The 13,735-nt window shown below is 65.1% G+C and carries 8 protein-coding genes; 1 reads left to right on the top strand and 7 read right to left on the bottom strand.

Features of this window, described 5'->3' with window-relative positions; genetic code table 11:
- Window positions 1-312 precede the first annotated feature (312 nt).
- The 7 genes from P5F91_RS04625 to P5F91_RS04595 all read right to left on the bottom strand — a co-directional run bounded on the left by P5F91_RS04625 (window position 313) and on the right by P5F91_RS04595 (window position 11,579).
- Window positions 313-954 (bottom strand): GNAT family N-acetyltransferase, encoded by a 642-nt coding sequence (locus tag P5F91_RS04625; protein WP_277906655.1) that lies wholly within the window; start codon window positions 952-954, stop codon window positions 313-315.
- A gap of 179 nt (window positions 955-1,133) precedes the next feature.
- Entirely contained in the window at window positions 1,134-3,140 is a 2,007-nt protein-coding gene (locus P5F91_RS04620) for an AAA family ATPase (protein ID WP_277906654.1), read from the bottom strand.
- A 279-nt stretch (window positions 3,141-3,419) separates the two neighbouring features.
- The gene (locus P5F91_RS04615) at window positions 3,420-5,615 is read right to left on the bottom strand and encodes a malate synthase G (protein ID WP_277906653.1); all 2,196 of its coding nucleotides are present in this window, start codon (window positions 5,613-5,615) and stop codon (window positions 3,420-3,422) included.
- Window positions 5,616-5,786: 171 nt separating this feature from the next.
- Window positions 5,787-8,639, bottom strand: a complete 2,853-nt coding sequence (locus tag P5F91_RS04610; protein ID WP_277906652.1) for an FAD-binding and (Fe-S)-binding domain-containing protein — start codon at window positions 8,637-8,639, stop codon at window positions 5,787-5,789.
- Window positions 8,640-8,645: 6 nt separating this feature from the next.
- Window positions 8,646-9,311, bottom strand: a complete 666-nt coding sequence (locus P5F91_RS04605; protein ID WP_277906651.1) for a LutC/YkgG family protein — start codon at window positions 9,309-9,311, stop codon at window positions 8,646-8,648.
- Window positions 9,308-10,798, bottom strand: a complete 1,491-nt coding sequence (locus P5F91_RS04600; RefSeq protein ID WP_246134502.1) for a LutB/LldF family L-lactate oxidation iron-sulfur protein — start codon at window positions 10,796-10,798, stop codon at window positions 9,308-9,310. The genes P5F91_RS04605 and P5F91_RS04600 overlap by 4 nt, the downstream gene beginning before the upstream one ends.
- Window positions 10,788-11,579, bottom strand: a complete 792-nt coding sequence (locus P5F91_RS04595) for a (Fe-S)-binding protein (protein WP_277906650.1) — start codon at window positions 11,577-11,579, stop codon at window positions 10,788-10,790. The genes P5F91_RS04600 and P5F91_RS04595 overlap by 11 nt, the downstream gene beginning before the upstream one ends.
- Before the next feature lie 496 nt (window positions 11,580-12,075).
- Between P5F91_RS04595 and P5F91_RS04590 the strand changes: the two genes are divergently transcribed.
- On the top strand, window positions 12,076-13,725 hold the full coding sequence (locus tag P5F91_RS04590) for a lactate permease LctP family transporter (protein WP_277906649.1): 1,650 nt from the start codon (window positions 12,076-12,078) through the stop codon (window positions 13,723-13,725).
- The last annotated feature ends 10 nt before the right edge of the window (window positions 13,726-13,735 follow it).

Genomic DNA, 13,735 nt, shown 5'->3' with positions numbered 1-13,735 from the left:
TCGTTCCCCGGCGTGGCCCTTGGCTGGGCTCGTTCACCGGGTGACGCCGGCCGCCGAATTGTACTGTTCAATGGATGTGCAAAATATTAATAGCACACTAACGACAGTTAGCACGGGGAATAACGCTCCGGTCAATCGCGTAAATGGCCGGCGGGCGGTGATTACCAGGATAGGCAGCGCATATCTGTCATGCTGCGCCTGCTCACGCAATGAGCGCCGTCACAGCCTTAAGGTGGACGGACGGGTCGCGCAAGTATGGCATCGGTTGCAGGGCGGGGGCGTTCGCGGCTGCGATAGGACGGTCGGTCCCGCTCAGTCCGGCCGCGCCAGGGCGGCCAGCCGCTCCTTCACCGCCGGCCACTCGGCGGCGATGATGGAGAAATAGACGCTGTCGCGCAGGCGGGCGGGGATGGCCTCGCCCTCCGGCCCCACGCGGGCCGGCACCACGACGTGGGACCGGAAGATGCCTTCCTGCGTGGCGCCGATGCGGGCGATGGCGGCGCGGGACTGCTGGTTCAGCGCGTCGGTCTTCAACTCCACGCGGTGGGCGCCCAAGACCTCGAAGGCATGGGTCAGCAGCAGGCGCTTGGCATCGGTGTTGGCGCCGGTACGCTGGTGCGACCGCGCCACCCAGGTCCACCCGATCTCCACCCGCCGGTTGGCGCGGTCGATGTTGCCATAGCGCGTGCTGCCGATAACCTGCCCGCTGGCCCGGTGCACGATGGCGAAGGGCAGGCTGACATGCCGGTCCCGCTCCTCCAGCGCCGTGTGGACATAGGCCCGCATCTCATCCGGCGTCGTCACCTGCGTCGGCACCCAGCGCCACAGCACCGGGTCCAGCCCCACGGTGATCAGCCCCGGCAGATGATCCTGGCTCAACGGCTCCAGCCGCACCACGGCCCCCGTCAGGGTGACGGGGCTGACGGTCATGGGGCGGGTGTCGATCTCGACCATGGCGGCTCTCCGCAGACAGGGGTTCCTGGTTCGATACGAGCGGCGGGCGGGCAGGGCAAGGGCGGGATTGTCTGGGGGACAAGGTTTGGGGGGCACAAACTCCAGGCCTAGAAGGTGGTCAGGACGAATATGGGCGGGGAGGGCAATCCAGCAGCCCACAGACTTACAGCCTCATGGAATTATCGTAACAGATGCTTCTCGAGAGCGGCGTTGATGGCCTTGAATAGGCATTCGAACTGATCTTGGCTTGTTGCTGGCAATACAGATGCTGGGTCATTAACCATCTTTTGCAGAAACAGCCTTGCCGGTCGTGTCTTGTGGAAGCCTATCGAGAGCGCGTCGAATGCCGCTTCGACCCGGCGGGCTATTCTGGGAATGTGGGCGTTCAATTCGAGTTTCTTGCCCCTCAATTCCTTGGCATAAGCTTCGCGTACAAGTGCTTCGTAAATTTTTGGATCCAATATATCTTCAATATCGGCTTCAGCCGGTGGCGTTTTAAAAGCTTGACTGGCAAAAATTACGTTATCTGATCTGATCAGCTTACCTTTTATCAAATCGTCCCGCGTTGCCTTGGCATCTTTTTCGTCATCGAATAGGACAAGAACGTTTAGTTTTTCAGATGTTAGCAGTGCTACCATGTAGTGAACTTTCTGCGCGCCTCCAGATGGCGTTACGACGAGGCGTTCATCGAGTCCAATTTTGGCTTGATCTTTTAGATATGCCGATACTGCTGACAGAATCCAGAAGTCAGTGACGCCTTCGACGACCAAGTTGTTTGGCCCGACGAACAAGCTTTGGGCAAGGTCGTATCCAAGTGCGGCCTGCAACGGGAAAAGGGTACGAGCATCGCCGTTGGGATCGTTGGAAACGGTAGTACCTTCGTCTTCAGTGATGTTGACCGTTCGCACCCAGTCCAAATGGTGTGTCGGAACCATAAACGGAGAATGCGTTGTATATATTATTTGGTTTTTAAAATCGCTTTCGAGATGGCGAAGTAAATCGCCCTGCGATCGGGCGTGAAGGTATAGTCCTGGCTCATCTAGAAGAAGAACTGCGCCATCAGCGTTTCCATCCTCGGTATCGGCTGCGAATACGATATAAAAGGCGAAGAACCATTGAAACCCGCGGCTTCTCTCGTCAAGATTAACTTCGACGTCATAAACGCTATTCGGATCGGAGATTAGGGTGTCAAAATGACTACCATCGAGATTGAAGCGTACCTTAAGTTCTCGATCCTTCCAGCGCTTGCGAATGGCGGTCGTTACAACCGCCCCCGCGCGGTTGGCTAATTGGCTCCGAGTTTCTTGATCGTTTCTCTGAAGTAGAATTTGCAGTTGGTCAGGACTTAATCCTGCAACCTTGCACAGCTTTTCAAAATTAATATCCGCTAGGGTTGAGCTACTATCTCTTTTTCGTTGAAGGAATTGCGTTATATCCTGATGGCCTTTTATTTCCGGATAATCCTCAAGATATATAAAAATTGGCAGTCGCTGGATAATCCATTTACGTGCGCTTTCGTGAGCTTTTTCTCTTCCTGGAATGGCTTCTGCCATCTCCTCTAGTACTATGATCTTTTGATCTTGCGTATCGGTAAGCTCGACGTCCGCTGCTGCGAGAGCCTGTCGTAATGCTGCTAGGGCGGGCGTCGCTGACGCCGCCCAGGTGGCTGCGGTTACCCCGGTGCTGATTGCGGCGACAAATGTATTTGAAGCCTGTTCTAATTCGGCCTTGGCGGTTTCAACCAATTTTGACGCTCTTGCCTTGACAGCTGCGTCAATCTTCCGCGCTTCGCTTTTGATTGCCGCTATGTCAAACACCTCTTGTGACGCATCCATACCAACATAGCGTGTTTTACCATAACAGCGGCCAACTGTGACTTCAGATACACCTTCAGCAGCAGGCCAAATTTCTGCAAGTTTTTGCTGTTCATGCTTGCTTAGGATCCATATGGAATCAACAACAGGGGTATTGTCGTTGCAATCCGAAAGCTTGCAGTGACGTGGAAAGTCCTTAATTGGGTTAAGTGCCTCAAACCCACCTGCCGGATTCAAACTATGCAGGGCTCGAAGAACATTGGATTTTCCACTTTCATTTCGTCCCAACAGGGCTGTTATTCGTGAAACATCTATTTCGCCACTGTCATTAATTGACCGAAAATTCCTTACGCGAAATGATTTTAGTTCCATTGATCGGCATCCTCGTTTATTCGGCTGCAATTTTAGCGTGCTTTTCGAATATTCTCAAGGCTTCGCAATGTGAGTCTCATCCTGAAGGCTCTGTGTCCGGAGAAGCTGTGGTTGGGAACCACTCTCATTGGAGCCTCTTCCTGGACCTAAATGATCAAGATGAGGGACATGAAATACTCTTTACTCATAAGAAAAGTTCTAAACTCAGCGTAAGAAAAAGAGGCGAGACCTCTCGACCCCGCCCCTTCTCAACCCTCACTGCAAACCCAACCCTCGCGCCTACGCCCCTGCCTGCCGCGCCTTGGCCTCCGCCCGGCGGCGGTGCAGCACCGGTTCGGTGTAGCCGTTGGGCTGGCGCACCCCGTCGAACACCAGGTCGCAGGCGGCCTGGAAGGCGATGCTGTGGCTGACGTTGGGGGCCATGGGGGTGTAGGCGGGGTCGCCGGCGTTCTGCTTGTCGACCACGGCGGCCATGCGCTCCAGGGTGCTGCGCACCTGTTCCTTGGTGCAGATGCCGTGGTGCAGCCAGTTGGCGATGTGCTGGCTGCTGATGCGCAGGGTGGCGCGGTCTTCCATCAGGCCGATGTTGTTGATGTCCGGCACCTTGGAACAGCCGACACCCTGGTCCACCCAGCGGACGACATAGCCCAGGATGCCCTGGGCGTTGTTGTCCAGTTCCTGCTGGATTTCCTCCTCCGACCAATTGGCGCCATTTGCCAGCGGCGGCGTCAGGATGTCCTCCAGCTTGGCGCGGCGGTGGCCGGCCAGCACGGCCTGGCGGGCGGCCACGTCCACGGTGTGGTAGTGCAGGGCGTGCAGCGTGGCGGCGGTGGGGGAGGGGACCCAGGCGGTGTTGGCGCCGGCCTGGGGGTGGGCGATCTTGGTGGCCAGCATGTCCGCCATCCGGTCGGGCATGGCCCACATGCCCTTGCCGATCTGCGCCCGGCCCTTCAGGCCGCAGGCCAGGCCCGTGTCGACGTTCCAGTCCTCATAGGCCTTGATCCAGGCGGTGCCCTTGATGTCGTTCTTGCGCACCATGGGGCCGGCTTCCATCGAGGTGTGGATCTCGTCGCCGGTGCGGTCCAGGAAGCCGGTGTTGATGAACACCACCCGGTGCTGGGCGGCGCGGATGCATTCCTTGAGGTTGACGGTGGTGCGCCGCTCCTCATCCATGATGCCCATCTTCAGGGTGTTGGCGGGCAGGCCCAGCAGCTGTTCCACCGCCCCGAACAGGCGGTTGGCGAACGCCACCTCCTCGACCCCGTGCATCTTGGGCTTCACGATATAGACGCTGCCGGCGCGGCTGTTGCGCACGGCCGGAGTCTCGCCCACGCCCTCGCGCCGCAGGTCGTGCAGGGCGATGGTGCTGGTCATGATGGCATCCAGGATGCCCTCGGGGATGTTGCTGCCGTCGGCCAGCAGCACGGCGTCGGACGTCATCAGATGGCCGACGTTGCGCACCAGCATCAGGCTGCGGCCCGGCAGGGTCAGGGTCTTGCCCCCCGGGGCGGTGTAGACGCGGTCCGGGTTCAGGTGGCGGTCCACCGTCTGGCCGCCCTTCTCGAACTGGGCGGTCAGGGTACCGTTCATCAGGCCCAGCCAGTTGCGGTAGGCCAGCACCTTGTCGGCGGCATCCACCGCTGCCACCGAATCCTCGCAATCCATGATGGCGGTGATGGCGGATTCCAGCACGATGTCGGCCACGTGGGCCTTGTCCTCGCGCCCGATGCGGTGACCGGCGTCGATGTGGATCTCGGCATGCAGGCCGTGGCGGCACAGCAGGATCACGGTGGGGGCGGCGGCGTCGCCCTGCCAGCCGCCCAGGCGGCTGGGGTCGGCCAGGCCCGTCTTGGCCCCGCCCTCCAGCGTCACCGCCAGCGCGCCGTCCACGATGGCATAGCCGGTGGCGTCGCGGTGCGAGCCCTCGGCCAGGGGAAAGGACTGGTCCAGGAAGGTGCGGCCGAAGGCGATGACCTTGGCGCCGCGGATGGGGTTATAGCCCCGGCCCCGCTCCGCCCCGTCATCCTCGGGCAGGGCGTCGGTGCCGTACAGGGCGTCGTACAGGCTGCCCCAGCGGGCGTTGGCGGCGTTCAGGGCATAGCGGGCGTTCATCACCGGCACCACCAGCTGCGGGCCGGCGATGGTGGCGATCTCCGCATCCACATTGGCGGTGCTGACGCTGAAGTCCGGCCCCTCGGGCTGGATGTAGCCGATGGCCGACAGGAAGGCGCGGTAGGCGGCGCCGTCGAAGGGCCGGCCCTTCTGGCCGCGGTGCCAGTCGTCGATCTGCTGCTGCAGGGCGTCGCGCTTGGCCAGCAGGTCGCGGTTCAGCGGCGTCAGCTCGTGCGCCAGCACATCCACGCCCTGCCAGAAGGCCTCCACCGACAATCCGGTGCCGGGCAGGACCTCGTTCTCGACAAAGTCGAACAGTTCCTGCGCCACCTGAAGATGCCCGGCCGTAACCCGTGCCGTCATGGTCCTCTCCCCTGATTTCTCTCGCTCATGCGTGGCCTTGGCCGGCCATCGCGGGTTTATGACGCACTGTTTTTCGACGCCCGATATGGGTAGGGGGCGGCGGGGTCGCCGTCAACGGTGCGGAAGTGCCGGGGCCGGCATAGGAGCATTGGCGGGCCCATCGGCGATCCGTCAGCGCGTGGCCCGGTCGACCAGATAGACCAGATGGCGATAGGGCACGCCGGCATGGTCGGCCAGGCCGATCTCGCACGTCCGGTTGCTGGAGTATCCCGCCTCGCAGCCCGCCGGCACCTGGGGGGCCAGGAAGCGCAGGGCGTGGTCGTTCAGTTCCGGCTCCACGAACCCCTTGTCACCGGCGAACCCGCAGCAGCCCACGCGCTCCGGCACCACCACGGTGCTGGCGCAGGCCTTGGCCACGGCGGCCGCCTGCGGATCGATGCCCATCTTGCGGGCCGCACAGTTCAGGTGCAGCAGCACGGGTTCCGCCTGCGGGGTGGGCGTCAGGCGGGGCAGGGCGTCCTGCGCCAGGAACTCCACCAGGTCTTTCACCGGCAGGCGGCCGGAAAGGTAGGTCTTCATGCGCTGGGTGCAGGCGCTGGCGTCCATGACGATGGGGATGCGGCCATTGTCGCTGGCGGCCTTCAGCGCCGCCTCCATCTCCGCCGCCTTGGCGTCCGCCGCCTCCTGCATGCCTTCGGACTCGAAGGCCAGGCCGCAGCACAGGTTGGGCAGGCCCTCCGGCACGATGGCGCGGAAGCCCGCGCGCTCCAGCACCCGCAGGGTGACGGCGGGCAGGGGATCGCTCTCCCCATCCTCCACCGCCGGCCCGAAGGTGCGGCCGGCGCAGGCGGCCAGGTACACCACCGGCTCGCCCGTCGCGGTGGGGGGCGGCAGGTCCTTCAGCCAGGCCATGCTGGCCCCCTCGGGCAGGTTGGGGCCGGCGTGGGGCAGGCGGTCACCCGACAGCTTGCGGGCGTACGCCGCCAGGCTGGCCACCTTCTTCGGCCCGAATGCCTGGGCGGCGAAGGCGGCCAGGTTCAGGGCGCCGCGCGTGGCGGCCAGCACGGTGCCGTAATGGCGGGCCATCAGGCCGGCCACGGTGCGGGCCCTTGGCCCGTGGCGCTTGCCGCGCAGGGCCTTGGTCAGCTGCCCGGTCTCGATGCCCACGGGGCAGGCGGTGGCGCACAGGCCGCAGGCGGCACAGGTGTCGATGGCGTGGTGGTCGTAGAGATCCCGCAGCTCCGTCGCCGGGTCCCCCAGGGCCGTCAGGCGTGCGATTTCCCGCAGGCCGGTGATGCGCTGGCGGGGGCTCAGCGTCATGCCGTGCGAGGGGCACATCTTCTCGCAGAAGCCGCACTCCATGCAGGTGTCGACGATGGTGTGGGCCGGCGGCAGGGGCTTCAGGTTCTCCAGGTGCAGGCGCGGGTTGGTGTTCAGCAGCACGCCGGGGTTCAGCAGGTTGGCCGGGTCCAGCAGGCGCTTGATCTCCCACATCAATGCCGTGGCGGCCTTGCCCCATTCCAGCTCGACGAAGGGGGCCATGTTGCGGCCGGTGCCGTGCTCCGCCTTCAGCGATCCGTCATACTTCTCCACCACGATGTGGACCATCTCGTCCATGAAACGGGCGTGGCGGTCGATCTCCGCCTCGGTGCTGAAATCCTGGGCGAAGACGAAGTGTAGGTTGCCGGCCAGGGCGTGGCCCATGAGGATGGCGTCGGGGTAGCCGTGCTTGTCGAACAGCGCCCGCATGTCGTGGCAGGCGTCGGCCAGATCCTCGATGCGGAAGGCCACGTCCTCGATGATCACGCTGGTGCCGGTCTGGCGCATGGCGCCGATGGTGGGGATCAGGCCCTTCCGGATCTTCCACAGCTTGGTGTATTCGGCCGCGTCGGTGGTGAAGGCCGGGGGCCGCAGGAGGGTGACCCCGGCCAGCAGCCCTTCGATGGCGGCGATGTTCTGGCGCAAGGCCTCCGGGCTGACGGCCCGGGTTTCCACCAGCAGGGAGGCGACGTCCTCGCCCATGCTGTCGATCTCGGGCGGCAATCCCGGCTGGCCCTTGGCGCTGCGCAGGCTGGCGCGGTCCATCAGCTCCACCGCCGCCACCGGCCCGCCGTTCAGCAGGCAGGCGGCGCGCCCGGCCTCGACGATGTCGGGGAACAGCAGCAGGGCGCTGGCCTTGTCCGCCAGTTCCGGCACGGTGCGGTAGGTGACCTCCGCGATGAAGCCCAGCGTGCCCTCCGACCCGATCAGCAGGTGGGCCAGGATGTCCACCGGGTCCTGGTAGTCGACCAGGGCGTTCAGGCTGTAGCCGGTGGTGTTCTTGATGGCGAACTTGCGCCGGATGCGGTTGGCCAGCGCCTCGTCCTCCCGCACCCGCCGGCCCATCTCGTCCAGCTTGGCCAAGAGGTCGGCATGGCTGACGCGGAAGGCCGCCACGCTGGCGGCGTCGCCGGTGTCGACCAGGGTGCCGTCCGCCAGCATGAAGCGCAGCGACAGCATGGTCTTGTAGGTGTTCTCGTGGGTGCCGCAGCACATGCCCGACGAGTTGTTGGCGGCGATGCCGCCGATCTTGCAGCTCTCGATGGAGGCCGGGTCCGGCCCGATCTTGCGGCCATAGGGCGCCAGGCGGCGGTTGACCTCCGCCCCGATGATGCCGGGCTGCACCTTGATGACGCTGCCGTCGTCATTGATGACGGAGCGGTGCCAGCCGTCGCCCAGCACCATCAGCAGGCTGTCGGTGATGGCCTGGCCGGAGAGGGAGGTGCCGGCGGCGCGGAAGGTGACGGGCGTGTTGTGGCGGCGGCAGGCGCCCAGCACCTGGCTCACCTCCGCCTCGCTGTCCACCCGCACCACCAGCTTCGGCACCAGGCGGTAGAAGCTGGCGTCCGTGCCATAGGCCAGGCGGCGCAGCGGGTCGGTGATCAGCCGGTCCGCCGGCACCACGCCCGCCAGCTCGGCGCGCAGGGCGTCGTAATCACGGGTGAGGACGGGGTCCGCGGCGGGGTTCACGATGCTGTCCGGCATGACCCATCACTCCCCTTTTCTAATCAGCAGGATGATCAGTTCCTTGGGGCCATGGACGCCATAGGCCAAGGTCTGCTCGATATCGGACGTCTTGGACGGGCCGGAAATCAACAGGGCATTGGTGGGCATGCCCGCCGCCCAGCCTTGGTCCCGCACCACCGCCGCCAGCGTGTCGTGCAGCGTGTCCTCCTCCAGCACGGCGATGTGCAGGGGCGGCAGCAGCGACAAGAGGCGCGGTTCCTCCGCCGTTGGCCACAGAATCAGGGTGCCCGTCTCGGCGATGGCGCCGCGCGTGCCGGTCAGGCCGGCATCCACCCGGTGCACCAGCGCATCCTTCAACACCTCCACCGGCTGGTCATAGGGCACCAGGGTGGGCAGGGGCACGCCCTGGGCCGCCGCCTGCAGTAATGTGTCGCCGCGCGGTGTGCCGGGGGCGACCATCAGGCGGCCCACGCCCCGGTTGTTCAGGATGGTGGCCAGCCGCGCCGGCCAGGTCTCCGCCGTCACGTCATGGATCTCGGCGTGGTTGGCCTCCGCCATCTGGCGGAAGCGGACCAGCTTGTCGGTATAGGTGGGCGGCGTCCAGGGCGCGAGGTCGGGACCCGGCCGGCCGGGGGCGGCCTTCAGGCGGCCCAGGATATTGGCCCTTGCCGTGTTTGAGGCGGCGCTCATTTCGGCACCTCGTTCAGGTAACCGCGCTCGCGCGCCAGATCATGCAGGGTACGCGGCTTGAAGCGGGGCTTGGCCCGCGCCTTGGTCCAGTCGCGCATCAGTGGGGCGTCGGCCGGTACCCAATTGCCGCCCCAGGCCAGGGCGCGGGTGACCATGCGGTACAGCAATGGCCGGGTATAGACCAGGCGCCAGCCGGCCCAGACCAGGCTTTCCGTCCACGACCGCTCCGCCCCGCCGTCCTTCACTACTGTTGAATAGAGGGGGGGAAGGTGCGTGGCCGGCGTCTCCGTCGGCCGCACCGCCTCCCGCCGCAGGCGCACCAGCAGGTCGGGGATGGGGATCTTGACCGGGCAGACCTCGGCGCAGGCGTTGCACAGGGTGGAGGCGTGGGGCTGGTCGCCGGCGGCGTCCAGGCCCTGCAGCTGCGGTGTGAGGATTTTGCCGATGGGGCCGGGATAGATGGCGTTGTAGGTGTGGCCGCCCACGCGGGTGTAGACCGGGCAATGGTTCATGCAGGCGGCACAGCGGATGCAGCGCAGCGTGTCCGCCAGCTCCACATCCTGATAGACACGGCTGCGCCCTGCATCCAGCAGCACCAGGTGCACGGCCGTGGGCCCGTCCTTCTCGCCGGCCTTCCGGGGGCCGCTGATCATGTTGACGTAGGTGGTGATGGGCTGCCCGGTGGCGGAACGGGGCAACAGGGCCAGCAGGGGCGGGATGTCGTCCAGGTATTCCACCACCTTCTCGATGCCGGTCACCGCGATGTGCAGCGGCGGCAGGGTGGTGGACAGGCGGCCGTTGCCCTCATTCTCGATCAGCACCAGGGTGCCCGTCTCCGCCACCGCGAAATTGACGCCGGAAATGCCGGCGTCGGCGTTGGCGAAGCGCTCCCGCAGCACCCGGCGGGCGGCGGCGGTCAATTCATCCACGTCACCGGTGCGTTCCAGGCCCGGGATCTTCTCCGCGAACAGGTCCGATATCTCATCCTTGTTCTTGTGGATGCAAGGCATGACGATGTGGGACGGCGTCTCCCCCGCCAGCTGGATGATGTACTCGCCCAGGTCGGATTCCACCGCCTCGATACCGTGCCGCTCCAGGTGGGCGTTCAGGTGCATCTCCTCCGACACCATGGACTTGCCCTTGATGACGGTACGGGCGCCGGCCTGTTGCAGGATGCCCAGGACGATGGCGTTGGCCTCCTCCGTCGTCTCCGCCCAGTGCACCTGGACACCGTTGGCGGTCAGCCGGGATTCCAGCCGCTCCAGCAGGTCCGGCAGCTTGGCCAGGGCGCGGGCCTTCACGGCGGCGCCCCGTTCCCGCAGCTCCGCCCAATAGGCCGGGTCGGGGAACTGGGCGGCGCGCTTGGCCATCAGGCCGTCCATGGCCCGGCGGAAGTTGCGGCGCAGCTGCGGGTTGTTCAGCGCGTCGGGCGCCCTTTCTGCGAACCGGGGGCCGTGTTCGGCATGCATGCCGCCGTCAGCCGCCATGACAGCGCTCCATCAGGAATTCCGCGATGTGGCGGCAGCGGATGCCATCGCCCGCCTTCTCGGCATGCCCGCCGATGTTCATCAGGCAGCCGCAGTCGCCCGACAGCAGGGTGCCGGCGCCGGTCTCCCGCACGCTGGCCAGCTTGTCCGACACCATGGCGGTGGACACGGCCGCCTGGCGCACGGCGAAGGTGCCGCCGAAGCCGCAGCACTCCCGCTCCCGCTTGTTTTCCACCAGGGTGACGTTGGCCAGCTGGCGCAGCAGGGCCTTGGGTTCCTCGCTCACGCCCATCTCGCGCAGGGAATGGCAGGACGGGTGCCAGGTGACGGTGACGGGCGCGCCCTTGTCCGCCAGTTTGACGCCCAGCACGTTGACGAGGAAGGCCGTCAGCTCATGGATGCGGGCGGCGAAGGCGATGGCGCGCGGCTGGTCGGGATCGCCCTCGAACAGGTGGGCGTAGTGGGTCTTCATCATGCCGGCGCAGGAGCCGGAGGGCACCACGATGGGAATGTCGCTGGGAAAGGCGTCCAGCTGCGCCCGCGCCACCTCGCGCGCCTCCTCCACATAGCCGGAATTGCGCGCCGGCTGGCCGCAGCAGCTCTGCCCCTCCGGGAACACCACGTGCACGCCGGCGTGGCGCAGCAGGTCCATGCCGGCCAGCCCGGCCTCCGGGTACAGCATGTCCACCAGGCAGGTGCCGAAGAAATAGACCGTATCCGGCCGGGCCGCCGGCCTTGCGGCGGCGGCCGTATTCGTGGCGGCCAGGTTCGTGGTGGTCAAAGGCCCGTCCCTCCCAGGATGCTGCCCCGGGGCCGGCTTGCCTTTGCCCTGGGGAAATTGTCGGCGCCATATTTTACCAAGGAGTAGTCTTGGTCAAATCATTTTACCAAACAGGGATCGGCAATGGTCGCCCCTCCGGTGCAAGGGAAGGTCAAATCATTCAGCGGCTTAATCCCGGCGGCCTCGGCCGGATTTCTCCCCTAGGCGGATCGGCCGACACGTAACCGGGTTAACCAAGACCTTGGATTAGGGCCATCTTTTCCGTTTGCGCCCGCCCGGCGCGCGGGTTATCCATCATTATGTCCATGGTACAGTAATTTGACCAAGGAGACATCAACCCGGGCAATACCCGGGACGCCTGAATATGCGCGCCTGACCGACACCAGCCGCGTGGGGAGGACGACAGAACGCCGGCGGGCACCGGCGGCATCCCCAACCCGCGCCGCCTTACGCGTTCCGCCTGGTTTCGACACGACAACAAATAGGGGGGAAGGCCATGCAGCCTTGGGTCCAGGTCTATGACCCGTTTGGGAACATGGTGGTGTCCGCGCTGGTCGCGGTGCTGCCCATCGTTTTCTTTTTCGTGGCGCTGGCCGTGCTGCGGCTGAAGGGCTACGTCGCCGGCACGCTGACCGTGCTGCTGGCCCTGATCATCGCCGTCGCGGCCTATGGCATGCCGGCGTCCTCGGCCATCGCCGCCGTGGTCTACGGCTTCTTCTACGGCCTGTGGCCCATCGCCTGGATCATCGTGGCGGCCGTCTTCCTGTACAAGATCACGGTGAAGACGGGGCAGTTCGACATCATCCGCGCCAGCGTCATTTCGATCACCGAGGACCAGCGGCTGCAGATGCTGATGGTGGGCTTCGCCTTCGGCGCGTTTCTAGAGGGGGCGGCCGGCTTCGGCGCGCCGGTGGCCATCACCGCCGCCATCCTGGCCGGGCTGGGCTTCAACCCGCTCTACGCCGCCGGCCTCTGCCTCATCGCCAACACGGCACCCGTGGCCTTCGGCGCCATGGGCACGCCCATCATCGTCGGCGCCCAGGTGTCCGGCCTGGACGTCTACAAGGTGGCGGCCATGACCGGGCGGCAGCTGCCGGCCCTGTCGGTGTTCGTGCCCTTCTGGCTGGTGTTCATCATGGACGAGGCCAAGGGCGTGAAGGAAACCTGGCCCGCCATCCTGGTGACGGGGTTCAGCTTCGCCATCAGCCAGTACTTCACGTCCAACTACATCGGGGCCGAGCTGCCGGACATCATCTCTGCCCTCATCAGCCTGCTGTGCCTGACGGTGTTCCTGAAGTTCTGGAAGCCCAAGACCATCTTCCGCTTCAAGGACCAGGAGACGGCGGAGGAGCGCGGCGCGCACGCCTATACCGGCGGCCAGATCCTGAAGGCGTGGTCGCCCTTCCTCATCCTCACCGTCATCGTGACGATCTGGAGCCTGAAGCCCTTCAAGGCCCTGTTCGCCAAGGGCGGCGCCCTGGTGGACACGGTGTTCCTGTTCGACGTGCCCAGCCTGCACAACGCCGTGACCAAGGTGGCCCCCATCGTCAAGGCCGCCACGCCCTACGCCGCGCAGTACAAGCTGGACCTGCTGGCCGCCACCGGCACCGCCATCCTCATCTCCGCCATCCTCAGCATGATCGTGCTGCGCTATGGCCCGGGCAAGGCGCTGGCCACGTTCGGGGAGACGCTGGCGGAGCTGAAATGGCCCATGTACACGATCGGCGCCGTGCTGGCCTTCGCCTACATCGCCAACTATTCCGGCCTGTCCTCCACCCTGGCGCTGACCTTGGCGGAGGCGGGCAGGGGCTTCCCCTTCTTCTCCCCCATCCTGGGCTGGCTGGGCGTGTTCCTGACCGGGTCGGACACATCAAGCAACGCCCTGTTCGGGGCGCTGCAGGCCACGACGGCGCAGCAGCTGGGCGTCTCCGACCTGTTGCTGGTGGCCGCTAACAGTTCCGGTGGCGTCACCGGCAAGATGATCTCCCCGCAAAGCATCGCGGTGGCCTGCGCCGCCGTGGGCCTGGTGGGCAGCGAGTCCAACCTGCTGCGCTTCACGCTGAAGCACAGCCTCTTCTTCGTCTGCATCGTGGGCGTGATCACCCTGCTGCAGGCCTATGTCTTCACCGGCATGATCCCGCAGTAAGTCCGTATTA

Source organism: Nitrospirillum amazonense (assembly GCF_029594735.1).
Taxonomy (GTDB): Bacteria; Pseudomonadota; Alphaproteobacteria; order Azospirillales; family Azospirillaceae; genus Nitrospirillum; species Nitrospirillum amazonense.
The sequence above is the reverse complement of the archived record's forward strand: the minus strand, read 5'-3'. Positions and strand labels throughout refer to the sequence as shown.

Coding starts and splice junctions, on each gene's coding strand:
- P5F91_RS04610 (WP_277906652.1), bottom strand. CDS start 8,639: ATGCCGGACAGCATCGTGAACCCCGCCGCGGACCCCGTCCTCACCCGT.
- P5F91_RS04590 (WP_277906649.1), top strand. CDS start 12,076: ATGCAGCCTTGGGTCCAGGTCTATGACCCGTTTGGGAACATGGTGGTG.
- P5F91_RS04625 (WP_277906655.1), bottom strand. CDS start 954: ATGGTCGAGATCGACACCCGCCCCATGACCGTCAGCCCCGTCACCCTG.
- P5F91_RS04605 (WP_277906651.1), bottom strand. CDS start 9,311: ATGAGCGCCGCCTCAAACACGGCAAGGGCCAATATCCTGGGCCGCCTG.
- P5F91_RS04615 (WP_277906653.1), bottom strand. CDS start 5,615: ATGACGGCACGGGTTACGGCCGGGCATCTTCAGGTGGCGCAGGAACTG.
- P5F91_RS04620 (WP_277906654.1), bottom strand. CDS start 3,140: ATGGAACTAAAATCATTTCGCGTAAGGAATTTTCGGTCAATTAATGAC.
- P5F91_RS04600 (WP_246134502.1), bottom strand. CDS start 10,798: ATGGCGGCTGACGGCGGCATGCATGCCGAACACGGCCCCCGGTTCGCA.